This window comes from Pseudomonas sp. NFX98, assembly GCF_047784845.1.
Taxonomy (GTDB): Bacteria; Pseudomonadota; Gammaproteobacteria; order Pseudomonadales; family Pseudomonadaceae; genus Aquipseudomonas.
In genome coordinates this window covers 266,844-291,826 of the sequence record NZ_JBLNNF010000008.1, presented here as the reverse complement: position 1 = coordinate 291,826, position 24,983 = coordinate 266,844, and the positions used below count along the sequence as shown (strand labels likewise).

Below are 24,983 nucleotides of genomic sequence, written 5' to 3'. Positions count from 1 at the left end.
CTTTTGATCTTTATCTTCAAAAAAACAAAATCAAAAGATCGCAGCCTGCGGCAGCTCCTACAGGGATAATGAGGTGTCGGTTATTTCCCGCCGCTGCCCGCAACGCTTTCGCCGCCACGGGTCAGGTAATAAGCGCCAAGAATCGGCAGCATGGTCACCATCATCACCAGCATCGCCACGACGTTGGTCACCGGCACATCACGAGGGCGGCTGAGCTGGTTGAGCAGCCACAGCGGCAGGGTGCGTTCATGGCCGGCGGTGAAGGTGGTGACGATGATTTCGTCGAACGACAGCGCGAACGCCAACATGCCACCGGCCAGCAACGCCGAACCGAGATTCGGCAGGATGATGTAGCGGAACGTCTGCCAGCCGTCGGCGCCGAGGTCCATCGAGGCCTCGATCAAACTGTGCGAGGTACGGCGCAAACGGGCGATGACGTTGTTGTAGACGATCACCACACAGAAGGTCGCGTGGCCGACGATGATGGTGAACATCCCCGGTTCAATGCCCAGAGTCTTGAAGGTCGCCAGCAGCGCGATCCCGGTGATGATCCCCGGCAGCGCGATGGGCAGGATCAACATCAGCGAGATGCCTTGCTTGCCGAAGAAGTCGCGGCGATACAACGCCGCCGAGGCCAGCGTGCCAAGGACCATGGCGATCAGCGTGGCAATCGAGGCGATCTGCAACGACAACTTGATGGCTTCGAGCACGTCCGGCCGCGAGAACGCCACGCCGATCCACTTCAGGGTGAAACCCTTGGGCGGAAAGCTGAACGCCGCGTCTTCGGTGTTGAAGGCGTAGAGGAAGATGATCAGGATCGGGAAGTGCAGGAAGACCAACCCGCCCCAAGCTGCGATTTTCAGGCCTATTGAGGCTTTCTCAGAGTGCATCGAAGGCCCCCAGTCGTTTAACGATGGTCAGGTAGATGGCGATCAGCACGATCGGCACCAGCGTGAACGCGGCGGCCATCGGCATGTTGCCGATCGCGCCTTGCTGGGCGTAGACCATGCTGCCGACGAAGTAGCCCGGTGGGCCGACGAGTTGCGGCACGATGAAGTCGCCTAGGGTCAGCGAAAAGGTGAAGATCGATCCTGCGGCAATCCCCGGAATCGACAGCGGCAGAATCACTTGCATGAAGGTCTGGCGCGGCTTGGCGCCGAGGTCGGCGGAGGCATGCAGCAGCGACGGCGGCAGGCGTTCCAGCGAGGCCTGGATCGGCAGGATCATGAACGGCAGCCAGATGTAGACGAACACCATGAAACGCCCCAGATGCGAGGTCGACAAGGTGCTACCACCGACACCCGGAATGCCCAGCACAAACTGCAAAACCGGCTCGAGCCCCAAGTGCTGGACGAACCACTGTGCCACGCCGCCCTTGGCCAACAGCAACGTCCAGGCATAGGCCTTGACAATGTAACTGGCCCACATCGGCATCATCACCGCGATGTAGAAAAACGCCTTGGTTTTACCGGTGGTGTAGCGCGCCATGTAGTAGGCAATCGGGAACGCGACGATGGCGCTGGCGATCGACACAACGATGGCCATGCTCAGCGTGCGCAGGATGATGTCGAAGTTCGAAGGCTGGAACAGCGCGGCGAAGTTCGCCAGGGTCAGGTCCGGCGTGACCGCCATGGTGAAGTCGTCGAAGGTGTAGAAACCTTGCCACAACAAGGTCAACAGCGAGCCCAGGTAAATCGCGCCGAACCACAGCAGCGGCGGCACCAGCAGCATCGACAGGTACAGGTTCGGCCGGCGATACAACAGGTTGGAAAACCTGCGCAACGGCGAGGCGCCCGATGAGGTTGGAGAAATGGCCAAGGTGCTCATTTCACACCCCGCCGGCAACGGTGTCGTGCAACTGGACCATCGCTTCCCGCGCCCAGCGTGCGCTGAGGCGCTGCCCGGTCTGGTGTTGCGCGCTGCTGTCGATCCACTGATTGTTGGCCTGGCTGATGTTCAGGGTCTGGCCGTTTTCCAGCTTCAGTTCGTAGCGGGTGGCGCTGCCTTGATACTGGATGTCGTGCAGCAAGCCGCTGACTTCGATCTCGTGGCTGGCCAGCGGCCCTTCGGCGAAACGCACGTGTTCCGGGCGAATGGAAAACGGCTGCGGATTGCCGCTCAACTGCTTGGCCAGATCACCGCGAATCACATTGGAAGTACCGACAAACTCAGCGACGAAGGTGGTTGCCGGTTTCATGTACAGGTTGCGCGGGGTGTCGACCTGTTCGATGCGGCCCTTGTTGAACACGGCGACGCGGTCGGACATCGACAATGCTTCGGTCTGGTCGTGGGTGACAAAAATGAAGGTGATGCCGAGTTGGCGTTGCAGTTTTTTCAGCTCGCCTTGCATTTGCTCGCGCAGTTTCAAGTCCAGCGCCCCAAGCGGTTCGTCGAGCAACAGCACGCGCGGGCGATTGACCAACGCACGGGCCAGGGCCACACGCTGGCGCTGACCACCGGAAAGTTGCACCGGTTTGCGCTCGCCGTAGCCGCCGAGGGCGACCATGTCGAGGGCTTCTGCGGCGCGCTTGAGGCGTTCGGCCTTGCCGACGCCTTTGACCTTCAAACCATAGGCGACGTTGTCGCGAACGTTCATGTGCGGGAACAGCGCGTAATCCTGGAACACGGTGTTCACGTCACGCTGATACGGCGGAAGGCCGGCGGCCTCTTCGCCATGAATGCGGATGGAGCCTGCGCTCGGTTGTTCAAAACCGGCGATCAGGCGCAAACAGGTGGTTTTGCCCGAACCCGAAGGCCCGAGCATGGAGAAAAACTCGCCGTCCTGGATGTCGATGGAAACCCGGTCAACGGCTTTCACTTCGCCGAACTGACGGGAAACGTTGGTGAACTGGACTGCAAGCGTCATGGTGCGGTGCTCCAAAAAGGCGAAGGCCGTCGCAGCGGCCCTGCCTGGACTTCTGAAAAATCTGAAACTGAATCGTCTGTTAAAAGATCGCAGCCTGCGGCAGCTCCTACAGGGGATCGGCGTGCACCTGTAGGAGCTGCCGAAGGCTGCGATCTTTTGATCTTATGAGGGGTTATCTGCCGCCCATGATCGCGATGTAATCCTGGGTCCAGCGGCTGTACGGCACGAACTTGCCGCCTTCAGCCTGCGGGGTTTTCCAGAAGGCGATCTTGTCGAACTGGTCGAAACCGTTGGTCTTGCAGCCCTCGGCGCCGAGCAGTTCGCTCTCCTTGCACGCCGCCGGCACGGCTGGCAACGAGCCGAACCACGCGGCTACGTCACCCTGGACTTTCGGTTGCAGCGACCAGTCCATCCACTTGTAGGCGCAGTTCGGGTGCTTGGCTTCGGCATGCAGCATGGTGGTGTCGGCCCACCCGGTGGCGCCTTCTTTCGGGATGGTCGAAGCGATCGGCTGCTTCTCGTTTATCAGGCCGTTGACCTGATACGGCCAAGCGCCGGACGCGACCACGCCTTCGTTCTTGAAGTCACTCATTTGCACGGTGGTGTCGTGCCAGTAGCGGTGGATCAACGGCTGCTGGGCGCGCAGCAGATCAAGCACAGCCTTGTACTGCGATTCGGTCAGTTCATAGGGGTTCTGGATACCCAGTTCCGGCTTGGCGGTTTTCAGGTACAGCGCCGCGTCGGCGATGTAGATCGGGCCGTCATAGGCCTGCACGCGCCCCTTGTTCGGCTTGCCGTCCGGCAGGTTCTCGGCATTGAACAACACGCCCCAACTGTCGGGAGCGGTCTTGAACACGTTGGTGTTGTACATCAACACGTTCGGGCCCCACTGATACGGAGTGCCGTAGGTCTGTTTGTTGACCACGTACCACGGCGCATCTTTCAGGCGCGGGTCGAGGTTTTTCCAGTTCGGAATCAGCGCCGTGTTGATCGGTTGCACACGCTTGCCGACGATCAGCCGCAGCGAGGCGTCGCCGGACGCGGTCACCAGGTCATAGCCGCCCTTGGCCATCAGGCTGACCATCTCGTCGGAGGTGGCAGCGGTTTTCACGTTGACCTTGCAGCCGGTTTCTTTCTCGAAACCGGTCACCCAGTCGTAGGCCTTGTCGCTTTCGCCACGTTCGATATAGCCGGGCCACGCCACGATATCCAGCTGACCTTCGCCGGCGCCGACAGCCTTCAGCGGCTCGGCGGCCTGGACACTGGCACTGGCCAGCAGCGCGGTGGTGATTGCACTGAGCAGTGCGGTCTTGTGCACGAACATGGGAATTCCCTCTTCTTTAAATTATGGTCGGGGCAGTTGTGAACGTGGTGAAGCATGCCGTTAGCGGCTTGTTATTAGCGTAGTCAGAGATGTTGTCCGTGGCGCGCCATGATGTGCCGCACCACGCTGTAGTCCTGGAGCGAATCGCTGGAGAGGTCTTTGCCGTAACCTGAGCGCTTCAATCCGCCATGGGGCATTTCGCTGACCAGCATGAAATGGCTGTTGATCCAGGTGCAGCCGTATTGCAAACGCGCGGCGACCTGCATCGCCTTGTCCAGGTTCTGGGTCCAGACCGACGAGGCCAGGCCGTATTCCGAATCGTTGGCCCAGTCCACCGCTTGTTCCAGTTGATCGAAACGGGTCACGGTGACCACCGGCCCGAACACTTCGCGCTGGACGATTTCATCGCTTTGTTTGCAGCCGGCCAGCAACGTCGGCTGGTAGTAGAAGCCGGCACCGGAATGCACCGCGGCACCCGTCACCCGCTCGATGTGCGGCTGGCCAAGCGCGCGCTCGACGAAACTGGCCACGCGGTCGCGCTGGCGAGTGCTGATCAGCGGGCCGATCTCGTTGTCGGCATCGCGCTTGCCGGCGAAGCGCAGGCTGCTGACGGCCGCACCGAGTTCGGCCACCAAACGGTCGTGAATCCCGGCCTGTGCATACACCCGGCACGCGGCGGTGCAATCCTGCCCGGCGTTGTAATAGCCATAAGTGCGCACGCCTTCGACGACAGCCTGAATGTCGGCATCGTTGCAGACGATCACCGGGGCTTTGCCGCCGAGTTCGAGGTGGGTGCGCTTGAGGGTTTTGGCCGCGGCTTGAAGGATTTTCTGGCCGGTGACGATATCGCCGGTCAGCGACACCATGCGCACTTTAGGATGACTGACCAAATGGCTGCCGACGCCTTCACCGCCACCGCAGACAATGTTGATGACGCCGCGTGGCAGGATTTCGGCTAGCGCCGGGGCCAGAGCCAGGATCGACAGCGGCGTGTGTTCCGATGGCTTGAATACCAGCGTGTTGCCGGCGGCCAGCGCCGGGGCGATTTTCCACGCGGCCATCATGATCGGGTAGTTCCACGGCGCAATCGACGCCACGACCCCGATAGGATCGCGCCGCACCATGCTGGTGTAGCCCGGCAGGTATTCGCCGCTGAGCTGGCCGGTCTGGCAGCGCACGGCCCCGGCGAAGAAGCGGAACACGTCGACCGTGGCGCTCAGGTCGTCCTGACGGGCCAGGTGCAACGGCTTGCCGCAGTTCAGGGATTCGAGGCGGGCGAGCAGGTCGGCGTTTTTTTCGATGGCATTGGCGATGTCCAGCAGCAGGTTCGAGCGCTGCTGCGGCGTGGTCCGCGACCAACCGGCGAAAGCGCGGTGGGCGGCGAGGATGGCGGCTTCGACTTGTTCGGTGCTGGCTTCGGCGATCTGCGTCAGGACTTCGCCAGTGGCCGGGTTGAGAATCGGCTCGACACAGCCTTGCCCTGCGACTAATTCACCATCGATCAACAAAGCGGTGAACAACGGGGTCTGCGCGCCAGCCATTTTTCGGGTTCTCTTTTCTTGTGTGGCTGCTTGTGTGGCCATGGAGCACTCCCTGTGACTGGGGGCCGGCCGTCTTATATAGATGCAGCAAGACTAGTGCGCGGACCCGAGGTCGACAAATTCTAAATACTGAAGGTGGCGTTCGATTAAATAGATGGCTTGCGTCCGCCGTGGGGTTGTTCCCGCGCGACGGTGAGAAACGGGTCGACCAATGCCGGGCGCGCCGTGCCACGACGCCAGGCCAGGCCGACATCGAGGGTCTGGCTAAGGTCGGCAATCGGCCGTGCTTCGATGATGTCGCCCTCCAGTGACCACGGGCGGTAGGTCATGTCCGGCTGGATCGACACGCCCAATCCGGCAGCAACCAGGCTTCGCACGGCTTCGGTCGAGGCGGTGCGCAAGGTGATGCGCGGTTGCAGCGAGGCCGCCGTCCACATGCGCTGGGCGTTGCGGTCCATTTCATCGACGTTCAGCTGAATCAACGGCTCGCGGGCCACATCGGCGAGGTTGATGCTGTCGTGCTCCAGCAACGGATGCTGGGCCGGCAGCCAGAGCCGGTGGGGTGAATGGGTCAGCACTTCGGTCTGCAAGGCATGACGGTCTTCGAGGTTGGAAAGGATCAGCACACCGACATCGATCTCGCCGCTGACCAGCAAATGCTCGATGTACGGGCGTTCATCTTCCATCACGCGGATTTCGACGTTGGGATAAGCGCGCTGAAAGCGGGTGAGCAAATCCGCCAGGTAATAACCGGCTACCAGGCTGGTCACCCCGATGATCAATTGCCCGGCGACCTGATCGGTGCTTTGTTGCAGGCTGCGTTTGGCGTTGTCCACGGTGGCCAGAATCAAGTGCGCCTGGCGCAGGAACTGATGACCCTGGTGGGTCAGGGTCATGCCCTTGGCGTGGCGGTTGAACAGGCTGACGCCGATCTCTTCTTCCAGTTGCTGGATCGCCAGGGTCAGGGTTGATTGGGAAATGAACGCGGTTTGCGCGGCGGCGGAAATCGAGCCGGTCTCGGCCACGGCGATGAAATGACGGATCTGACGCAAGGTCATCATGGAGGCATACCCAGTGGGCGGTTTTTATAGATTTGTTCGAGTGTATATCTTTTTTTCTGAAGGGCAGCTCTACCCAGGCTCAAGGCTGTGACTCTGCAAATAATCTCGCGGGGATCTAACCCATTTCGATTTTTCGCCGACACTCTTTATCAGGCATGAGCCTTTTCAATGGAGGTGTCGAAATGAACGTCAGGAAGATGTCGATAGGGTTGGGGATATTGTTGAGCCTGGGCGGAAACTGTTTTGCGTCTGAGCCTGCGGTGCAAAGGCTCATCCATTTTCAGGGAGCCATCGTAGAAGCACCCTGCGTGGTGTCAGAAGCGGCCAAAGGTCTTGCATTAAACGCTTGCCCGGCTGCGGCGCGTAGCGTTGGCGTCAGTGCGCTTAGCGTGGAGCGGGTGGGCTCGGTCAGTTCGCTCGAACCGACAGCCCTCAAAGTCAAATTGTTGGTTGAAAGCAATGAGGACCGAGGGATGTTCACCCGGCAATACGCGCTACTGGACGCTGACGACAAGCCGGTTCGCTCGGGGGATTACCGGGTGACGCTGACTTATCCCTGACGGCTGATATCTTCCGAACTGCAACATCTGGAAGCACTCCCGCCGGGGATCCACGGGCACTTTCGATCTAGGCTGATGGCCTTAGTGTCCGGTTGAACCCTTTTGTGGAGGCGGAAAAATGAACACCCGTGGATTGCTCGATCAGTTGCTCAAATCGGGCCAGGACATGTTGCAGAACAAGGCCAGCGGGACGCAGAACAAATCCGCTGCCGGCGGGCTCGGCGGTTTGTTGGGTGGCAGTGGCGGCTCGGGCGGTCTGGGCAGCCTGCTTTCCGGGGCGGGCGGTGGTGCCTTGGCGGCGGGTGCGATGGGTCTGCTTCTGGGCAGCAAGAAGGCACGCAAGGTTGGCGGCAAGGTCGCGGTCTATGGTGGCCTGGCCGCTTTGGGCGTGATTGCCTATAAAGCTTATGGCAACTGGCAGGCGCAGCAGGGCAGCGCGCCGAAGACCGAACCACAAACCCTCGACCGCTTGCCGGCGGCGCAAGTCGAGCAGCACAGCCAGGCGATTCTCAAGGCGCTGGTGGCGGCAGCCAAGGCTGACGGGCACATCGACGAGCGCGAGCGCGAACTGATCGAGGGCGAATTCACCAAGCTCGACAACGATCAGGAACTGCAACACTGGCTGCACGCCGAACTCAACAAACCGCTGGACCCCAGCGACGTCGCCCGCGCCGCGAGCACCCCGGAAATGGCCGCCGAGATGTACATCGCCAGTGTGATGCTGGTCGATGAAGAGAGCTTCATGGAGAAATCCTACCTCGATGAACTGGCCCGCCAGCTCAAACTGGAGCCGGGGTTGAAGGCGGAATTGGAGAAGCAGGTGCGACAGGCCTCTATGTAGACCCTGAAAAGATCGCAGCCTGCGGCAGCTCCTACATTGGATCGTTTTCCACTTGTAGGAGCTGCCGCAGGCTGCGATCTTTTGATCTTTCAAGCAGTACTCAATTTTTCAATGACCATTCCACGGCCCCTTTCTACCGAATCACCCCTAACACCCATCCCTTCAATTAACGGAAAGTCCCAACCCAGAGCCCATCCCGGTCTTTTTCGGCGGGATGAGAAGTGGTGCGCAACCGTCTTATAAATGAAACAGCGCCCTCGGCTATACTCCCCGCATTTCGAAATGCCCCCGAGGACTGACTGTGAAGAACTGGACGTTGCGCCAACGCATTTTGGCGAGCTTTGCGGTAATTATCGCCATCATGTTGTTGATGGTGGTCGTCTCGTATTCCCGGCTGTTGAAGATCGAAAGCAGCGAAGCCAGCGTGCGTGAGGATGCTCTGCCAGGGTTGTATTACAGCTCGATGATTCGTGGCGCGTGGTCCGACAGCTATCTGCGCATTCAGGCCATGCTTGGTCTGGAGGAAGGGCAGGGCTTCAAAGCCGAGGATGCCGAAAACTTCAGGGCTTACGCCGTGCGGCTGAAAGAACAGATGGACCTCTACCGTGGGACGATTGCGGACGAAGAGGACAAGGTCGAGTACGCCGCATTCGAAAAAATCCACGAGGACTACCACCGAATTCTGGCCGCGGTGATCGAGTTGCATAAACGCAATCAAAACGCTGAAGCCATCAGCCTGTTCAACGGTGAACTGACACCGGCCTGGACAGCGGGCCGAATGAAGGTCAATGACATCCTGCGTCACAACAAATCGGTGGCGGACGCGGACATCGCGGCCATTGACGATGCAGTGGTCACGGCAAAAGTCATCATGGGCATTTCCCTGCTGGTGGCAGTGCTGGCCGCCGCCCTCTGTGGCTTGCTGCTGATGCGCGCCATCATGGCGCCGATGAACCGCATCGTGAGAATCCTCGAAATCATGCGCACCGGCGACCTCAGCAGCCGTTTGAATCTGGAACGCAAGGACGAATTCGGCGCCGTGGAAACCGGCTTCAACGACATGATGACCGAGCTGACCTCGCTGGTGTCCCAGGCGCAGCGCTCGTCGGTGCAGGTCACCACGTCGGTCACCGAAATCGCCGCCACTTCGAAGCAACAGCAGGCCACCGCCACTGAAACCGCCGCCACCACCACAGAAATCGGCGCGACCTCCCGTGAAATCGCCGCGACGTCCCGTGATCTGGTGCGCACCATGACCGAAGTGTCCACCGCTGCCGATCAGGCCTCGGTGGCCGCCGGCTCCGGTCAGCAGGGTTTGGCGCGCATGGAAGAAACCATGCATTCGGTGATGGGCGCGGCTGATCTGGTCAACGCCAAACTGGCGATCCTCAACGAGAAGGCCGGCAACATCAACCAAGTGGTGGTGACCATCGTCAAAGTCGCTGACCAGACCAACCTGTTGTCGCTCAACGCGGCCATCGAGGCCGAGAAGGCCGGTGAATACGGTCGAGGTTTCGCCGTGGTCGCCACCGAAGTGCGGCGCCTTGCAGATCAGACGGCAGTCGCCACTTACGACATCGAGCAGATGGTGCGCGAGATTCAATCGGCGGTGTCGGCCGGTGTGATGGGCATGGACAAGTTCTCCGAAGAAGTGCGTCGCGGTATGTCCGAAGTGCAGCAGGTGGGCGAGCAACTGTCGCAGATCATCCATCAGGTGCAGGCGCTGGCGCCGCGGGTGTTGATGGTCAACGAAGGCATGCAGGCCCAGGCCACCGGTGCCGAGCAGATCAACCACGCGCTGGTGCAATTGGGTGATGCCAGCAGCCAGACCGTCGAATCCCTGCGTCAGGCCAGTTTTGCCATCGACGAACTGAGCCAGGTGGCCGTCGGGCTGCGCAGTGGCGTTTCGCGATTCAAAGTCTGATGAGCGAACTCACGGCCAAACGCACTGCCGTGAAGCAGGCGTTGCACGCGTTGTTCCTGGTGTTTCGCATCGGCAGCGAGCGCTATGCCTTGCAGGCCATCGAAGTGGTGGAAGTGCTGCCGCGTCTGCCATTGAAACCCATTGCCCACGCGCCGCACTGGGTTGCCGGAGTGTTCGCCTATCGCGGCGCGGTGGTGCCGGTGATCGACCTCAGCGCGTTGACCTTTGGGACGCCTGCGCAAGCGCGCACCAGCACGCGGCTGGTGTTGGTGCATTACCGACCGGATGAAAGCGCACAGGCGCAACTGCTCGGGCTGATTCTGGAACAGGCCACCGACACCTTGCGTTGCAACCCGGCGGATTTTCAGCCGTATGGGCTGGACAATCGTCAGGCACCGTACCTGGGGCCGGTGCGCGAAGATGCGCACGGCCTGCTGCAATGGGTGAGAGTCGCCGATCTGTTGGAGGAGCCGGTGCGTGCTCTGTTGTTTCCGACGCCACCCCTGGACCTGACGCTGCTTGAGGAGCGGCCATGAGCAGCGATCAGCGGTTTTTCGACTTCCTCAAGGAACGCATCGGCCTCGACGTCACCTCGGTCGGCCCGGCAATCATCGAGCGTGCGGTGCGTCAACGCAGCGCGGCGTCCCAGGCGCAGTCGGCTGACGAATACTGGCGCACCTTGCAGGGTTCAAGCGACGAACAGCAGGCGCTGATCGAAGCGGTGATCGTCCCCGAGACCTGGTTTTTCCGTTACCCGGAATCTTTCGCCACCCTGGCGAAACTGGCGAGCAAACGGTTGGCCGAGATCAACAACATGCGCGCCCTGCGGATCCTCAGCCTGCCGTGCTCCACCGGCGAAGAGCCGTACTCGATCGCCATGGCGCTGCTCGATGCCGGGTTCAAACCGCATCAGTTCAAGGTCGAAGGCATGGACGTCAGCCCGTTGTCGGTGGACAAAGCCCGACGCGCGTTGTACGGCAAGAACTCTTTTCGCGGGCAGGACATCGCGTATCGCGACCGTTATTTCACGCCTGAGCATGATGGTTACCACCTCAGTGCACGGGTGCTGGATCAAGTGCGTCTGCAAGTCGGCAATCTGCTCGATCCGGCCTTGCTCGCCAACGAACCACCCTATGATTTCGTGTTCTGCCGCAATCTGTTGATCTACTTCGACCTGCCGACGCAAAAACAGGTGTTCGAAGTGCTCAAGCGCCTGACCCATGTCGATGGCGTGCTGTTTATCGGTCCGGCCGAGGGCAGCTTGCTGGGGCGATTGGGCATGCGCTCGATCGGCATCCCGCAGTCCTTTGCCTTCAGCCGCCAGAGCGCTGCGGAACCGGAGCCGTTGCCGATATTCGTTCCTGCACCCTTGCCGGTGCCGCAACCGGTGCGCAACGTCGCGCCGACGCCGGCCTTCAGGCGCCCGTTCGCCAGCGTTGCCCGGTCCCCGCAACCTGCGAAACCGGGCAACGCCGATGCCGCCACGCTGCTGGCGAACATCGCCGCGCTGGCCAATGAAGGCAAAAGTGCCGAGGCTCGCGCTGCGTGCGACAGTTACCTGCGCAGCCACGAACCGGTGGCCCAAGTGTTTTACTGGCTCGGGTTGCTCAGCGATGTCGCCGGCAGTGTGCTGGAGGCCCAAGGGTTTTACCGCAAGGCGTTGTACCTCGAACCGCAACATCCCGATGCGTTGATGCACCTGGCCGCCTTGCTGCAATCCCAGGGCGATACGGCGGGAGCCAGACGATTGCAGGACCGCGCCGCCCGCAGTGAGCGCGCCGCTGACAGTGAGCGTAAACGATGATCGCCTCCGACACCTTTAGCGTCACCCGTGAAGATGCCCAGGCCATCGACGATTGCTGGAACCGTATCGGTATCCATGGCGACAAGTCCTGCCCGCTGCTGATCGAACACATTCATTGCCGCAATTGCGCGGTGTATTCGGCTGCCGCGACGCGCCTGCTGGACCGTTATGCATTGCAAACGGAAGATCGCGAACAAGTCTCCGGCACGCTGCAAAGCGAAGTGAAAACCCGCTCGCTGCTGATGTTTCGCCTGGGCGAAGAATGGCTCGGCCTGGCCACCCGCAGTCTGGTGGAAGTGGCGCCGCTGCAAGCCATTCATTCGCTGCCGCACCAGCGTTCCCGTGCCTTGCTCGGCGTAGCGAATGTGCGCGGAGCTTTGGTGGCGTGTCTGTCGCTGGTGGAATTGCTCGGGCTTGATGCCGCTGGCAACGTGGTGTCGGGCGCGCGTGTCATGCCGCGCATGTTGATCATCGCCGCCCACGGTGGGCCGGTAGTGGTGCCGGTGGACGAAGTGGACGGCATCCATGCCATCGACGAACGCATCCTCGATGCCGCGTCGCAATCGGGCACTCAGGCCAGTGCCAAGTACACCCGTGGCGTGTTGCAATTCAAGGGTCGCAGCCTGCGTTGGCTGGATGAAGAACAGCTGTTGTCCGCCGTGACCCGGAGCCTCACATGACCCCCGAGCAAATGCGCGACGCCTCTTTGCTGGAACTGTTCAGCCTGGAAGCCGAAGCCCAGACCCAGGTGCTGAGCGCAGGTCTGCTGGCGCTGGAGCGCGACCCGACCCAGGCCGATCAACTCGAATCGTGCATGCGCGCGGCGCACTCGCTCAAGGGTGCGGCGCGGATAGTCGGTGTCGATGCCGGAGTCAGCGTTGCGCATGTCATGGAGGATTGCCTGGTCAGCGCTCAGGAAGGGCGGCTGTATCTGCGTGCCGAGCACATCGACGCGTTGCTGCAAGGCACCGATTTGCTGATGCGCATTGCGACTCCCGGCAACGCGCCGGGGTCTGCGGATATCGAAGCTTATGTCGGGTTGATGGGGCGTTTGCTCGACCCGGCGGCCGCTCCGATTCCCGTCATGGCTTCTGCCGCGCCCGTGATGGCCGAGCTGCAACTCGAAGCACCGGCGGCGAAGGTTGAAGCCCCCCAACTGATCATCGAAGCCGCGCCTGCCGCACCGCAAAAAACCAAGCGCACCACCGAAAACGGCGAGCGCGTGCTGCGAGTCACCGCCGAGCGCCTGAACAGCCTGCTCGACCTGTCGAGCAAATCCCTGGTGGAAACCCTGCGGCTCAAACCGCACCTGGCCACGATGCAGCGCCTCAAGCGCATGCAGAACAACGGGCTGCGGGCCCTGGAAAACCTCAACGTCCACCTCAAGGACCATGCCCTGAGCCTTGAAGCCCAGGAAGCCCTGGAAGATGCCCGTCGACTCCTGGCGGAATCCCAGCAGTTGCTGGTCGAAAAAAACGCTGAACTGGATGAGTTCGCCTGGCAGGCCAGCCAGCGTGCACAGGTGTTGTACGACACGGCACTGGCCTGTCGCATGCGCCCATTCGCCGATGTGTTGACCGGCCAGGTACGCATGGTTCGCGACTTGGGTCGAAGCCTCGGCAAGCAGGTGCGGCTCGAGATAGAAGGCGAGAAAACCCAGGTCGATCGCGATGTGCTGGAGAAGCTCGAAGCGCCCCTGACGCACCTGCTGCGCAATGCCGTGGATCACGGCATCGAAACCCCGGAGCAACGGTTGTTGGCCGGCAAACCGGAGGAAGGCCTGATCCGCCTGCGTGCCTCCCATCAGGCCGGGTTGCTGGTTCTGGAGCTCAGTGATGACGGCAATGGCGTGGATCTGGAGAAGGTCCGCCGCAGCATCATCGAACGCCAGTTATCCCCGCCCGAAACCGCCGCGCAGTTGAGTGAAGAAGAGCTGCTGACATTCCTGTTCCTGCCGGGTTTCAGCTTGCGCGACACTGTCACCGAAGTGTCCGGGCGCGGCGTCGGTCTGGATGCGGTGCAGCACATGGTCCGCCAGTTGCGCGGTGCGGTGGTGCTGGAGCAGACGGCGGGCGAGGGCAGCCGCTTCCATCTTGAAGTGCCGTTGACCCTGTCGGTGGTACGCAGTCTGGTGGTGGAAGTCGGCGAGGAAGCCTATGCCTTCCCGCTGGCGCACATCGAACGCATGTGCGATCTGGAACCGGCGGACATCGTGCAGGTCGAGGGCCGGCAGCATTTCTGGCATGAAGGCCGGCACGTTGGGCTGGTGGCCGCCAGCCAGTTGCTGCAGCGCCCGGCGAGCCAGGGCAGTCAGCAGACCCTGAAAGTCGTGGTGATTCGCGAGCGCGATACGATTTATGGCGTGGCGGTCGAGCGCTTCATCGGCGAGCGCACGCTGGTCGTGTTGCCGCTGGATGAGCGTCTGGGCAAGGTCCAGGACATTTCCGCCGGGGCCTTGCTCGACGACGGCTCGGTGGTGTTGATCGTCGACGTCGAAGACATGCTGCGCTCGGTGGACAAACTGCTCAACACCGGGCGTCTGGAACGTATCGCACGTCACAGCAACCAGGCGGTTGAAGCGGCCCGCAAGCGGATTCTGGTGGTCGACGATTCCCTGACCGTGCGCGAACTGCAACGCAAGCTGCTGCTCAATCGTGGCTATGACGTGGCCGTCGCGGTCGACGGCATGGACGGCTGGAACGCCCTGCGTTCGGAGGACTTCGATCTGCTGATTACCGACATTGATATGCCGCGTATGGACGGCATCGAGCTGGTGTCTTTGTTGCGCCGGGATAACCGTCTGCAATCGCTGCCGGTGATGGTGGTGTCTTACAAGGATCGTGAAGAGGACCGTCGTCGTGGACTGGACGCCGGAGCCGACTATTATCTAGCCAAAGCCAGTTTTCATGACGATGCCCTGCTCGATGCAGTGGTTGAGCTCATAGGAGGAGCGCGGGCATGAAAATCGCCATCGTCAACGACATGCCCATGGCCGTGGAAGCCTTGCGTCGGGCCTTGGCTTTCGAGCCGGCGCACCAGGTGATCTGGGTCGCGGGCAATGGCAAGGAAGCGGTGCAAAAGTGTGCCGAACAGACGCCCGACCTGATCCTCATGGACCTGATCATGCCGGTCATGGACGGTGTGGAAGCCACTCGACGGATCATGGCCGAAACGCCGTGCGCCATCGTCATCGTCACGGTCGATCGCCAGCAGAACGTGCACCGGGTGTTCGAAGCCATGGGCCACGGCGCGTTGGACGTGGTCGACACCCCGGCTCTCGGCGCCGGCAACGCTCAGGAAGCAGCGGCGCCGTTGTTGCGCAAAATCATGAATATCGGCTGGCTGATCGGCGACAAGGGCAACCGCGAGCGATTGGCTCCGAGTCCGGCACGCAGTTCCGGTTCACGCCAGAGCCTGATCGCCATTGGTTCGTCCGCAGGCGGGCCGGCGGCGCTGGAAGTCCTGCTCAAAGGGCTGCCTCGCAACTTTTCGCCGGCCATCGTGCTGGTCCAGCACGTTGACCAGGTGTTTGCCGCCGGCATGGCCGAATGGCTCGGCAGCGCCAGCGGGCTCAACGTACGCCTTGCGCAAGAAGGCGAGCCGCCGCAAAGCGGCACCGTCCTGCTGGCCGGCACCAATCACCATATTCGTTTGTTGAAAAACGGCACGCTGGCTTACACCGCCGAACCGGTCAACGAAATCTATCGGCCCTCGATCGATGTTTTTTTCGAAAGCGTGGCCAATTACTGGAATGGCGATGCGGTCGGTGTATTGCTCACCGGCATGGGGCGTGATGGTGCGCAGGGACTTAAACTCATGCGTCGGCAGGGCTACCTGACCATCGCACAAGACCAAAACAGCAGTGCGGTGTATGGCATGCCGAAGGCGGCCGCGGCCATCGATGCCGCCATGGAAATACGCCCGCTGGACAAGATAGCGCCACGATTGCTGGAGATTTTTCCAAAATGACTACTTTTAGCAGCAATCCTGGCCCAGGCAGTATTCAGGTGAAAGCACATGAATGAATTACAGCTCGACGACTTCAAGACTGACGAAAATGCCGCCATGGTGTTGTTGGTCGACGATCAGGCGATGATCGGCGAGGCGGTGCGGCGCGGGTTGTCGAACGAAGAAAACATCGACTTCCATTTCTGCGCCGACCCGCACCAGGCCATTGCCCATGCGGTGCGCATCAAGCCGACGGTGATCCTGCAGGATCTGGTCATGCCCGGCCTTGACGGCCTGAGTCTGGTGCGCGAATACCGCAATCATCCGGCGACCAAGGACATTCCGATCATCGTCCTGTCGACCAAGGAAGACCCGCTGATCAAGAGCGCAGCGTTCGCGGCCGGGGCCAACGATTATCTGGTCAAACTGCCGGACAACATCGAGCTGGTCGCGCGTATCCGCTATCACTCGCGCTCCTACATGACGTTGTTGCAGCGTGATGCGGCTTACCGCGCACTGCGTGTCAGCCAGCAACAGTTGCTCGACACCAACCTGGTGCTGCAACGGCTGATGAACTCCGACGGCCTGACCGGGCTGTCGAACCGTCGGCATTTCGACGAATACATGGAGCTGGAATGGCGCCGCGCACTGCGTGAACAGAGCCAATTGTCGTTGCTGATGATCGACGTGGACTACTTCAAGACCTACAACGACTCCTTCGGCCACCTCGAAGGCGACGAAGCCCTGCGCAAGGTCGCAGCGGCAATCCGTGACGCCAGTGCCCGGCCTTCCGACCTGCCGGCCCGTTACGGCGGCGAAGAATTCGCCCTGGTCCTGCCCAACACCTCCCAGGGCGGTGCGCGATTGATGGCGGAAAAACTGCGCATGACCGTGGAAGCCTTGAAGATCCCGCACATTTCCCCGGCCGAGGGCGCGAGCCTGACCATCAGCATCGGCCTGTCGACCATCACCCCGCAAACGGGCAGCAATTGCCGCGAACTGATCTCGGCGGCGGACAAGGGGCTGTATCTGGCGAAGAACAATGGGCGTAATCAAGTGGGGATTGGGTGATTTGCAATTTCTACCAGGCGACGCAGAACCTGTGGGAGCCGAGCTTGCTCGCGATGAGTGCCTGACAAGCGATACTTTCATCGACTGACACACCGTCATCGCGGGCAAGCCCGGCTCCCACAGGTTCTGCATCGTTGCAAAGATCGCCGGCAAACCCGCCTTTTCAGCCAAGCGGACTGCCGTTTCAAGCTGTTTGCCGTTATACTCGCCGGCTTTCAAAAGTTCGCCAACGAGTGCTGCCCGCCATGGAAATCAACCCGATCCTTAACACCATCAAGGACCTGTCCGAGCGCTCCGAAACTATTCGGGGGTATCTTTGACTACGATCAAAAGCATGAGCGTCTGACTGAAGTCAATCGCGAGCTTGAAGATCCGAGTGTCTGGAACAAACCTGAATACGCCCAGGAGCTGGGCCGCGAGCGCTCTGCGCTGGCGCAGATCGTCGATACCCTCGACGAGCTGAACACCGGTCTGGCCGATTGCCGCGACCTGCTGGACATGGCTGTTGAAGAGAACGACGAAGGCGCAGTGAGCGATGTCGTCGCTGAACTGGCCCGTCTCGAGGAAAATCTGGCCAAGCTGGAATTCCGTCGCATGTTCAGCCATGAAATGGACCCGAACAACGCGTACCTGGACATCCAGGCCGGTTCCGGCGGCACCGAAGCCCAGGACTGGGCCAACATCCTGTTGCGCATGTACCTGCGCTGGGCCGACAAACGCGGTTTCGACGCGACCATCATGGAACTGTCGGCCGGTGAAGTCGCCGGGATCAAGGGCGCCACAGTGCACATCAAGGGCGAATACGCCTTTGGCTGGCTGCGTACCGAGATCGGCGTGCACCGTCTGGTGCGCAAGAGCCCGTTCGACTCCGGCAACCGTCGCCACACCTCTTTCTCGGCGGTGTTCGTTTCCCCCGAGATCGATGACAAGGTAGAGATCGAGATCAACCCGGCAGACCTGCGGATCGACACCTATCGTTCCTCCGGTGCCGGTGGTCAGCACGTAAACACCACCGACTCGGCCGTACGTATCACCCACGTACCGACCAACACCGTGGTCAGCTGCCAGAACGAACGTTCCCAGCACGCCAACAAGGACACCGCCATGAAAATGCTGCGGGCCAAGTTGTACGAGCAGGAAATGCAGAAACGCAACGCCGCGTCCCAGGCGCTGGAAGACACCAAGTCCGATATCGGCTGGGGTCACCAGATCCGTTCCTACGTACTCGATGCCTCGCGCATCAAGGACCTGCGGACCAACATCGAACGCAGCGACTGCGACAAGGTACTCGACGGCGATATCGACGAGTACCTGGAAGCCAGCCTGAAGTCCGGGCTGTAAAAGACGCAATACAGGATCGGTTGATTCAACTCGATCCCTGTAGGAGCCAGCCATGCTGGCGATCCCCGGGCCGCAGGGCTCGGGGGCAACGAACCTGATGGAATATTTAAAGACATGAGCGACCTAGAACTCGACCCGCAAGCCCTGCAACAGGAAGAAAACTCCCTGATCGCCCTGCGCAAGGAAAAGCTTGCTGCCGAGCGCGCCAAGGGCAATGCCTTCCCGAACGACTTCCGCCGCGAAAACTACTGCGATGCGTTGCAGAAGCAGTACGCGGACAAGACCAAGGAAGAGCTGGCAGAGGCTGCGATCCCGGTCAAGGTTGCCGGTCGCATCATGCTCAACCGTGGCTCGTTCATGGTGATCCAGGACATGACCGGTCGCATCCAGGTCTACGTCAATCGCAAGACCCTGTCCGAAGAAACCCTGGCCGCGGTGAAAACCTGGGACATGGGCGACATCATTGCCGCCGAAGGCACCCTGGCCCGTTCCGGCAAGGGCGACCTGTACGTCGAAATGACCAACGTGCGCCTGCTGACCAAATCCCTGCGCCCGCTGCCGGACAAGCACCACGGCCTGACCGACACCGAACAGCGCTATCGCCAGCGTTACGTTGACCTGATCGTCAACGAAGACGTGCGCCAGACCTTCCGCGTCCGTTCGCAAGTCATCGCCCACATCCGCAGCTTCCTGATGCAGCGTGACTTCCTGGAAGTGGAAACGCCGATGCTGCAAACCATCCCGGGCGGCGCGGCAGCCAAGCCGTTCGAAACCCACCACAACGCGTTGGACTTGGGCATGTTCCTGCGTATCGCGCCGGAGCTGTACCTCAAGCGCCTTGTTGTTGGCGGGTTTGAAAAAGTATTCGAGATCAACCGCAACTTCCGTAACGAAGGCGTTTCGACTCGTCACAACCCTGAATTCACCATGTTGGAGTTCTACCAGGCTTACGCCGACTACGAAGACAACATGGACCTGACCGAAGAACTGTTCCGCGAACTGGCTCAGCTGGTTCTGGGCAGCACCGACGTGCCGTACGGCGACAAGGTGTTCCACTTCGGCGAGCCGTTCGTGCGTCTGTCGGTGTTCGACTCGATCCTCAAGTACAACCCTGAGTTGACCGCTGACGACCTGAACGATATCGACAAGGCTCGCGCCATCGCCAAGAAGGCCGGTGCCAAAGTGCTGGGCTTCGAAGGCCTGGGCAAGCTGCAAGTGATGATTTTCGAAGAGCTGGTCGAGCACAAGCTTGAGCAGCCGCACTTCATCACCCAGTACCCGTTCGAAGTGTCGCCGCTGGCCCGTCGCAACGACGACAACCCGAACGTCACCGACCGCTTCGAGCTGTTCATCGGTGGTCGTGAAATCGCCAACGCCTACTCCGAGTTGAACGACGCGGAAGACCAGGCCGAGCGTTTCATGGCGCAGGTGGCCGACAAGGACGCCGGCGACGACGAAGCCATGCACTACGACGCCGATTTCGTTCGCGCGCTGGAGTACGGCATGCCGCCAACGGCGGGTGAAGGCATCGGCATCGACCGTCTGGTGATGTTGCTGACCAACTCACCGTCGATCCGCGACGTGATCCTGTTCCCGCACATGCGGCCGCAAGCGTAAGTGTTTTTATTAAAAAGCCGCCTTTTCAGGCGGCTTTTTATTGCCTGTCTGGTACAAACGTATCAAATAGTTACTTTTGAAGTGAGAGGATTCCTGTCGTGAAGGGTGCAATGGCGCAAGAAGGTGCAGCGGGTATCGCCACTGCGGTCGCTGAAAGTGTTCAGTACCAGGGCCGCAAGGCCAGCCGACAGGGCAGCGAGCAGCGCCGACAGGACATTCTCGATGCCGCCATGCGCATTGTCGTGCGTGATGGCGTGCGGGCCGTCAGGCACCGCGCGGTGGCTGCCGAGGCGCAAGTGCCGTTGTCGGCGACCACTTACTATTTCAAGGATATCGATGACCTGCTCACCGATACCTTCGCCCAATACGTCGAACGCAGCGCGGCCTACATGGCCAAGTTGTGGGTGAACAATGAAGGTTTGCTGCGCGACATGATCGCCAGTGGCGACGGCAGTCCGCAGGCGCGTTCGAAACTGGCGGACGACATTGCGCGGCTGATGACGGACTATGTTCACCGGCAGCTGATCACCCGCCGTGAGCATTTGATGGCCGAACAGGCGTTCCGTCAGGAAGCGCTGCTCAACCCGCGTCTGGCCGGGTTGGTGCGCTCGCATCAGCAAATTCTGTTGCAGGGCTCCTGCCAGCTTTTCCAGGTATTGGGTTCCCGCGAGCCGCAACAGGATGCCAAAGTGTTGACGGCTATAATCGGACGGATGGAATATCAGGGCCTGCTCAACGACGCCGAGCCGGTCGCCGAAGAGGAAATGCTCGGCATACTTACGCGTTATATGCATTTGGTGCTGGCGTCGGTATAACGCGATCCCTGTAGGCGCTGCCGAAGGCTGCGATCTTTTGATCTTGATCTTCTTGATACCGCTGCAATGCAAGATCAAAAGATCGCAGCCTGCGGCAGCTCCTACAAAAGCCGTGTGTGTTCAAAGGGAGTATTGAATGAAAGCCTGGCGTGTCGTCGTGATCGCCTTGTCGTTCCTGCTGCTCAGTGGCTGCCTGGTGACCTTCAAGGAGCCGCTGCCCACGAGCGAGCCCGCGCCTAAAGGGTTGATCGGCAAATGGACCAGTACCAACGCCTGGGGTGAGCCGGTCAACCTGGAACTGACCCGCGTCGGCGACAATCGCTATCAGGCAGTCAGCTACTTCCGCGCCAAACCCAAGGAGCGTGAAGCCTATCCTTTTACCGTGGCGCGTCATGGCAGTCGCTGGTATTTCTCGGCGAAGGTGCCGGCGCAGTTCGGTGGAAACTTCACCATCGGCGGGTTTGAACTCACCGACAAGCATGAGCTGGTGGTGTACAACCTCGACCTTGAACAAATCAAACAGGCGCTGGGACAAAAAATCCTCGGCGGCCAAAACTTTCAAACCGACGACGGCGATGGCGTGTTGATCGAGAGCAGCATGGACCAGGTGTCCGCGTACCTCGACGACCCGGCCAATTCCGACGTGTTCGTCGAAGTGGTGCGTTACCAGCGCCAGGCCAAAGCCAAATAAATCCAGCGCATAACGGTTTCTACAGGAGTTTCGGGTGGACGATTACCAGCAGTCGATACGCATTTTGTCCGATCGCATTGTGCTGGCGCAGACGCCGATCCGCGTGCTCGATGCGGTCAAGTGGGACGACAACATTCGCAAGGGTTTCCTCAAGGCCAAAGGCAAGGAAATGCCGGCGGTGGACCGCGACTATTACCTCAATCGGCCACTGGCCTTCGACTCCAGCAAGGTGAAGCTGGAGTTCCAGAACATCGAGCGCGACATCACCCGCCAGCTCGGCCAGTTCAACCCGGTTGGCCAGATCATGCGCCGCATGTGCAAGGAGTACCGCATGGTGGTGCGCATGCTCGAAGCGCGCGGCACCGAAGATTTCGGCCTGATTTCCCAGGAGTTGTATGGCGCTGCGTCCGATGCGTTCCACGCCGGTGACCCGACCTTGTCCGACCTGGGCTTGATGCTCTCCGACTACCTGAACAACATCGACGGCCGTGGCGATCTCAAGGACGAACCGAAAACCCTGACCGCCAAGGACGCGGTCCACTTGCTGCAAACCCGTTTGAACAAGGTGTTCGGCGAAGCCGAGGAAACCATTCGGGTGTTCGAGTCCGACGGAATTGTGGCCGACGCGGCGGCGGGTGCTGACTACATCAAGATCCGCGCCGACGCGATGTTCAACGACCGTGATGTGCGGGCCCTGGAAGTTCATGAGGGATTGGTGCATGTCGGCACCACGCTCAATGGTTTGAACCAGCCGATCTGCACCTTCCTCGCCAAAGGTCCGCCCTCGTCGACAGTGACCCAGGAAGGCCTGGCGATCCTGATGGAAATCATCACCTTCGCCTCCTACCCGAGTCGCCTGCGCAAACTGACCAACCGAACCCGTGCCATTCACATGGTGGAGGAGGGCGCCGATTTCCTGCAGGTGTTCGAGTTCTTCCGCGAGCAAGGCTTCGAGATGCCCGAGAGCTACAGCAACACCAGTCGCGTTTTCCGCGGCTCGGTGCCGACAGGTCTGCCATTTACCAAAGACTTGTCCTACCTCAAGGGCTTCATCATGATTTACAACTACATTCAACTGGCCGTGCGCAAAGGCAAGCTGGAGCAGATCCCGCTACTGTTCTGCGGCAAGACCACGCTGGAAGACATGCGCACGTTGCGTCAGTTGGTGGATGAAGGCTTGGTGGTGCCGCCCAAGTACCTGCCGGAACAGTTCCGCGACTTGAACGCGCTGTCGGCGTGGATGTGCTTCTCGAACTTCCTCAACCATTTGAGCCTGGACCGGATTGAGGCGGATTATTCCAACATTTTGTAAGACCAGTGATGTCCCCTGTGGGAGCGAGCTTGCTCGCGATGGCGTCATGACATTCAACATGGATGTTGGCTGAACCACCGCTATCGCGAGCAAGCTCGCTCCCACAGGGTTATGTGTTCACCCCTCATTTCTTGCGAGGTTTCACCGGATGAGAATCCTCGGCACCCTCTGCCTTTTGCTGGCCCTGAGCGGTTGCAGCTCACTGCTGTTCTACCCCGAACCCGGCCAGTTGTTCACCCCGGAAAAAGCCAAGCTCGAATACCGCGACGTGACCCTGACCACGGCCGATGGTGTCCGGCTGCACGGCTGGTGGCTGCCGGCGAAGAAAGGCGTCGAGGTCAAAGGCACGGTGCTGCACCTGCACGGCAACGGCGGCAATTTGCCGATGCATCTGGGCGGAAGTTGGTGGTTGCCGAAAGAAGGTTATCAAGTGTTGCTGGTGGACTATCGCGGCTACGGTTTGTCCGAAGGCGAACCGAGTTTGCCGGCGATTTACCAGGACATCGACGCTGCATTCAAATGGCTCGACCAGGCGCCCGAGGTCAAGGGCGAGCCGCTGATCCTGCTCGGGCAGAGCCTTGGCGGATCGATGGCGGTTCACTACCTCGTGCAACATCCCGAGCGACAAAAGCAGCTCAAGGCATTTGTCATGGATGGCGTGCCCGCCAGCTACCGCAGCGTCGGTCAGTATGCGTTGAGTAATTCATGGGTGTTCTGGACGTTCCAGGTGCCGTTGTCCTGGCTGGTGCCGGACGGCGACAGCGCCATCAACTCCATGGCGCAGCTCAACGGCGTGCCGAAACTGATCTACCACAGTATCGACGATCCGATCGTGCCTCTTTCCAACGGCATCCGTCTGTATCAAGCTGCGCCGCCGCCGCGAGTCCTGCAACTGACCCGGGGCGGGCATGTGCAGACATTCGCCGACCCGGTCTGGCGCAAAGTCATGCTGCGCTATCTCGAAGACCCGCAGCATTTCGATGGTCTGCGCCGCCTGGGCGAAATTCCAAATTACCCGGCACCCCAGAATTCAGAAAATGAACCAGAGAGTCCGCAATGAGTGAAGAACGTAACGCCATCCCGCTGATCATCACCGGTATCTGCAGCATCCTCGGCACGGTCGCTGCCCTGTGGTGGTACGGCTACCTGCACTTCGCCAAGCCTGAGGATGCGTTGCGGCTCAACGAGTTCACCATGCTCAAGACCGTGCCGGGCGAAGACTACAAAGTCTCCCTGGAACCGGCCGCGCAAGTGGCGCAGTGCATCGATGGCGTGCTGGTGTTGTTCGACACCGAACAGAAAGGCCTGACCGGCGTGTTGATCAACGACCGGAAAAAAGCCGTGCGTTGCATGGGCCAGGAAACGCCGCAGAAGCTGGAGCAATAAACCCATTTTCACAGGCAACACAAAACCAATGTGGGAGCCAGCAGGCTGGCTCCCACAGGTTTTTGTGTTGTAGCTGATTACTGGGTGTAAGAACTCACCGCCGAACGCGGAATCACTGGCTGGTTGTCATTGGAAATCGTCACTTCAACCCGACGATTCTGTGCCCGGCCCGACGTGCTGGTGTTATCCGCCACCGGGTATTCCTTGCCGTAACCCTGAGCGACGATGCGGGTCGGATCGACGCCCATCTTCACCAGCGCCATGCGCACGGAGCTGGCGCGGCGTTCCGACAACGACTGATTGTGCGACGCTGTACCGGTGCTGTCGGTGTAGCCTTCGACGATTACTTTGCGATCAGGGTTCTCCTGAAGGTACTGCGCCAGTTTGTTGATGTTCATCAGACCGTTGGATTTCAGCTCGGCCTTGTCGGTGGCAAACAACACGTCACCGAACGTCACCAGCGTACCGCGATCGGTCTGCTTGGCGTTGAGGCTGTCCTGCAATTGTTTGATCTGCTGGTCGCGAGCATCAAGACGCGCCTGGGCTCGTTGCGCGGAAGCGTTTTTCAGATTGGCTTCGGCAGTGCGCAGCGCGATGGTTTGCTTCGCCACTTCAACACGCTGGTTGGTCAGATAGGCCAATTGATCCACTTTGGCCTGATCCTCCTTGTCCAGATAAGCCTTGTCGGCCTTGTCCAGATAATCACTGGCTTCCTTGGTTTCCAGCGCCGCGACTTTGCTCGCCTGCGGGTTGGCTTGCAGGCCGGAATAGTTGGTGCGGGCCTGTTCAAGGTTGGCATTGGGTGGTGTCGAGCACGCCGCCAGGGCAACGCTTGCGGCCAGCAGGGCAGGGATCATCAATTGTTTGGAATTCATGGTTTC

23 protein-coding genes are annotated in these 24,983 nt (G+C 60.4%); 16 read left to right on the top strand and 7 right to left on the bottom strand.

The features are described from left to right. Window positions 1-80 precede the first annotated feature (80 nt). From ACM110_RS13455 to ACM110_RS13430, 6 genes are all read right to left on the bottom strand, one after another. The gene (locus ACM110_RS13455; protein WP_338584981.1) at window positions 81-890 is read right to left on the bottom strand and encodes an ABC transporter permease; all 810 of its coding nucleotides are present in this window, start codon (window positions 888-890) and stop codon (window positions 81-83) included. Then, the gene (locus ACM110_RS13450) at window positions 880-1,827 is read right to left on the bottom strand and encodes an ABC transporter permease (protein WP_416128134.1); all 948 of its coding nucleotides are present in this window, start codon (window positions 1,825-1,827) and stop codon (window positions 880-882) included. Before ACM110_RS13450 ends, ACM110_RS13455 begins: the two co-directional genes overlap by 11 nt. A 1-nt stretch (window position 1,828) precedes the next feature. After that, window positions 1,829-2,866 (bottom strand): ABC transporter ATP-binding protein, encoded by a 1,038-nt coding sequence (locus ACM110_RS13445; RefSeq protein ID WP_416128133.1) that lies wholly within the window; start codon window positions 2,864-2,866, stop codon window positions 1,829-1,831. Window positions 2,867-3,038: 172 nt separating this feature from the next. Further along, window positions 3,039-4,190, bottom strand: coding sequence for a putative ABC transporter substrate-binding protein YdcS (gene ydcS, locus ACM110_RS13440; protein WP_416128132.1), 1,152 nt, complete (start codon window positions 4,188-4,190; stop codon window positions 3,039-3,041). 83 nt (window positions 4,191-4,273) lie between these two features. Further along, a complete protein-coding gene (locus tag ACM110_RS13435) occupies window positions 4,274-5,731 on the bottom strand; it encodes a gamma-aminobutyraldehyde dehydrogenase (RefSeq protein WP_416128131.1) in 1,458 nt (485 codons plus the stop codon). A gap of 146 nt (window positions 5,732-5,877) precedes the next feature. Then, window positions 5,878-6,792 (bottom strand): LysR family transcriptional regulator, encoded by a 915-nt coding sequence (locus ACM110_RS13430; protein ID WP_338584985.1) that lies wholly within the window; start codon window positions 6,790-6,792, stop codon window positions 5,878-5,880. A gap of 182 nt (window positions 6,793-6,974) precedes the next feature. Here ACM110_RS13430 and ACM110_RS13425 point away from each other — a divergent pair, with 182 nt between their 5' ends. The 16 genes from ACM110_RS13425 to ACM110_RS13350 all read left to right on the top strand — a co-directional run bounded on the left by ACM110_RS13425 (window position 6,975) and on the right by ACM110_RS13350 (window position 24,102). Further along, window positions 6,975-7,352: a type 1 fimbrial protein gene (locus ACM110_RS13425; protein ID WP_416128130.1), complete on the top strand. Its 378-nt coding sequence runs from the start codon at window positions 6,975-6,977 to the stop codon at window positions 7,350-7,352. A gap of 118 nt (window positions 7,353-7,470) precedes the next feature. Then, window positions 7,471-8,193 (top strand): tellurite resistance TerB family protein, encoded by a 723-nt coding sequence (locus tag ACM110_RS13420; RefSeq protein WP_416128129.1) that lies wholly within the window; start codon window positions 7,471-7,473, stop codon window positions 8,191-8,193. 301 nt (window positions 8,194-8,494) lie between these two features. After that, entirely contained in the window at window positions 8,495-10,117 is a 1,623-nt protein-coding gene (locus tag ACM110_RS13415; RefSeq protein WP_416128128.1) for a methyl-accepting chemotaxis protein, read from the top strand. Next, complete coding sequence (locus tag ACM110_RS13410; protein WP_416128127.1) at window positions 10,117-10,653, top strand: chemotaxis protein CheW; 537 nt, start codon at window positions 10,117-10,119, stop codon at window positions 10,651-10,653. The genes ACM110_RS13415 and ACM110_RS13410 overlap by 1 nt, the downstream gene beginning before the upstream one ends. Then, window positions 10,650-11,921, top strand: coding sequence for a CheR family methyltransferase (locus ACM110_RS13405; RefSeq protein WP_416128126.1), 1,272 nt, complete (start codon window positions 10,650-10,652; stop codon window positions 11,919-11,921). Before ACM110_RS13410 ends, ACM110_RS13405 begins: the two co-directional genes overlap by 4 nt. Beyond that, entirely contained in the window at window positions 11,918-12,601 is a 684-nt protein-coding gene (locus ACM110_RS13400; protein ID WP_338584990.1) for a chemotaxis protein CheW, read from the top strand. Before ACM110_RS13405 ends, ACM110_RS13400 begins: the two co-directional genes overlap by 4 nt. After that, complete coding sequence (locus ACM110_RS13395; protein ID WP_416128125.1) at window positions 12,598-14,883, top strand: hybrid sensor histidine kinase/response regulator; 2,286 nt, start codon at window positions 12,598-12,600, stop codon at window positions 14,881-14,883. Before ACM110_RS13400 ends, ACM110_RS13395 begins: the two co-directional genes overlap by 4 nt. Continuing rightward, the gene (locus tag ACM110_RS13390; protein ID WP_416128124.1) at window positions 14,880-15,890 is read left to right on the top strand and encodes a chemotaxis response regulator protein-glutamate methylesterase; all 1,011 of its coding nucleotides are present in this window, start codon (window positions 14,880-14,882) and stop codon (window positions 15,888-15,890) included. Before ACM110_RS13395 ends, ACM110_RS13390 begins: the two co-directional genes overlap by 4 nt. Window positions 15,891-15,938: 48 nt before the next feature. Then, window positions 15,939-16,940 (top strand): diguanylate cyclase domain-containing protein, encoded by a 1,002-nt coding sequence (locus ACM110_RS13385; protein WP_416128123.1) that lies wholly within the window; start codon window positions 15,939-15,941, stop codon window positions 16,938-16,940. Window positions 16,941-17,185: 245 nt separating this feature from the next. Beyond that, window positions 17,186-18,281, top strand: a protein-coding gene (gene prfB / locus ACM110_RS13380) for a peptide chain release factor 2 (RefSeq protein ID WP_338584994.1) whose coding sequence is annotated in 2 segments (ribosomal slippage) — window positions 17,186-17,257 and window positions 17,259-18,281 — 1,095 coding nt in all. Because the reading frame shifts where the segments join, the coding sequence is not laid out codon by codon here. A 114-nt stretch (window positions 18,282-18,395) separates the two neighbouring features. Further along, window positions 18,396-19,898, top strand: a complete 1,503-nt coding sequence (lysS, locus tag ACM110_RS13375) for a lysine--tRNA ligase (RefSeq protein ID WP_416128122.1) — start codon at window positions 18,396-18,398, stop codon at window positions 19,896-19,898. Between the two features lie 110 nt (window positions 19,899-20,008). Next, a complete protein-coding gene (locus tag ACM110_RS13370; RefSeq protein ID WP_416128143.1) occupies window positions 20,009-20,713 on the top strand; it encodes a TetR/AcrR family transcriptional regulator in 705 nt (234 codons plus the stop codon). A gap of 136 nt (window positions 20,714-20,849) precedes the next feature. Further along, on the top strand, window positions 20,850-21,404 hold the full coding sequence (locus ACM110_RS13365) for a hypothetical protein (RefSeq protein ID WP_416128121.1): 555 nt from the start codon (window positions 20,850-20,852) through the stop codon (window positions 21,402-21,404). A 34-nt stretch (window positions 21,405-21,438) separates the two neighbouring features. After that, window positions 21,439-22,716, top strand: coding sequence for a flavohemoglobin expression-modulating QEGLA motif protein (locus ACM110_RS13360; protein WP_338584997.1), 1,278 nt, complete (start codon window positions 21,439-21,441; stop codon window positions 22,714-22,716). Between the two features lie 148 nt (window positions 22,717-22,864). Then, window positions 22,865-23,776, top strand: coding sequence for an alpha/beta hydrolase (locus ACM110_RS13355; RefSeq protein WP_416128120.1), 912 nt, complete (start codon window positions 22,865-22,867; stop codon window positions 23,774-23,776). Then, window positions 23,773-24,102: a hypothetical protein gene (locus tag ACM110_RS13350; RefSeq protein WP_338584999.1), complete on the top strand. Its 330-nt coding sequence runs from the start codon at window positions 23,773-23,775 to the stop codon at window positions 24,100-24,102. Before ACM110_RS13355 ends, ACM110_RS13350 begins: the two co-directional genes overlap by 4 nt. Before the next feature lie 77 nt (window positions 24,103-24,179). On the opposite strand, the gene ACM110_RS13345 is transcribed toward ACM110_RS13350, so the two are convergent. After that, window positions 24,180-24,977 carry an OmpA family protein gene (locus ACM110_RS13345; protein WP_338585000.1) on the bottom strand — a complete coding sequence of 266 codons (798 nt, stop codon included), beginning with the start codon at window positions 24,975-24,977 and terminating at the stop codon, window positions 24,180-24,182. Window positions 24,978-24,983 lie beyond the last annotated feature (6 nt).

Excerpts from the sequence above, each read along its gene's own strand:
- ACM110_RS13355 (WP_416128120.1), top strand. The coding sequence starts at position 22,865 with ATGAGAATCCTCGGCACCCTCTGCCTTTTGCTGGCCCTGAGCGGTTGC.
- ydcS (WP_416128132.1), bottom strand. The coding sequence starts at position 4,190 with ATGTTCGTGCACAAGACCGCACTGCTCAGTGCAATCACCACCGCGCTG.
- ACM110_RS13370 (WP_416128143.1), top strand. The coding sequence starts at position 20,009 with ATGGCGCAAGAAGGTGCAGCGGGTATCGCCACTGCGGTCGCTGAAAGT.
- ACM110_RS13345 (WP_338585000.1), bottom strand. The coding sequence starts at position 24,977 with ATGAATTCCAAACAATTGATGATCCCTGCCCTGCTGGCCGCAAGCGTT.
- lysS (WP_416128122.1), top strand. The coding sequence starts at position 18,396 with ATGAGCGACCTAGAACTCGACCCGCAAGCCCTGCAACAGGAAGAAAAC.
- ACM110_RS13385 (WP_416128123.1), top strand. The coding sequence starts at position 15,939 with ATGAATGAATTACAGCTCGACGACTTCAAGACTGACGAAAATGCCGCC.
- ACM110_RS13365 (WP_416128121.1), top strand. The coding sequence starts at position 20,850 with ATGAAAGCCTGGCGTGTCGTCGTGATCGCCTTGTCGTTCCTGCTGCTC.
- ACM110_RS13400 (WP_338584990.1), top strand. The coding sequence starts at position 11,918 with ATGATCGCCTCCGACACCTTTAGCGTCACCCGTGAAGATGCCCAGGCC.
- ACM110_RS13455 (WP_338584981.1), bottom strand. The coding sequence starts at position 890 with ATGCACTCTGAGAAAGCCTCAATAGGCCTGAAAATCGCAGCTTGGGGC.
- ACM110_RS13350 (WP_338584999.1), top strand. The coding sequence starts at position 23,773 with ATGAGTGAAGAACGTAACGCCATCCCGCTGATCATCACCGGTATCTGC.
- ACM110_RS13390 (WP_416128124.1), top strand. The coding sequence starts at position 14,880 with ATGAAAATCGCCATCGTCAACGACATGCCCATGGCCGTGGAAGCCTTG.
- ACM110_RS13395 (WP_416128125.1), top strand. The coding sequence starts at position 12,598 with ATGACCCCCGAGCAAATGCGCGACGCCTCTTTGCTGGAACTGTTCAGC.
- ACM110_RS13405 (WP_416128126.1), top strand. The coding sequence starts at position 10,650 with ATGAGCAGCGATCAGCGGTTTTTCGACTTCCTCAAGGAACGCATCGGC.
- ACM110_RS13410 (WP_416128127.1), top strand. The coding sequence starts at position 10,117 with ATGAGCGAACTCACGGCCAAACGCACTGCCGTGAAGCAGGCGTTGCAC.
- ACM110_RS13445 (WP_416128133.1), bottom strand. The coding sequence starts at position 2,866 with ATGACGCTTGCAGTCCAGTTCACCAACGTTTCCCGTCAGTTCGGCGAA.
- ACM110_RS13450 (WP_416128134.1), bottom strand. The coding sequence starts at position 1,827 with ATGAGCACCTTGGCCATTTCTCCAACCTCATCGGGCGCCTCGCCGTTG.
- ACM110_RS13430 (WP_338584985.1), bottom strand. The coding sequence starts at position 6,792 with ATGATGACCTTGCGTCAGATCCGTCATTTCATCGCCGTGGCCGAGACC.
- ACM110_RS13425 (WP_416128130.1), top strand. The coding sequence starts at position 6,975 with ATGAACGTCAGGAAGATGTCGATAGGGTTGGGGATATTGTTGAGCCTG.
- ACM110_RS13435 (WP_416128131.1), bottom strand. The coding sequence starts at position 5,731 with ATGGCTGGCGCGCAGACCCCGTTGTTCACCGCTTTGTTGATCGATGGT.
- ACM110_RS13420 (WP_416128129.1), top strand. The coding sequence starts at position 7,471 with ATGAACACCCGTGGATTGCTCGATCAGTTGCTCAAATCGGGCCAGGAC.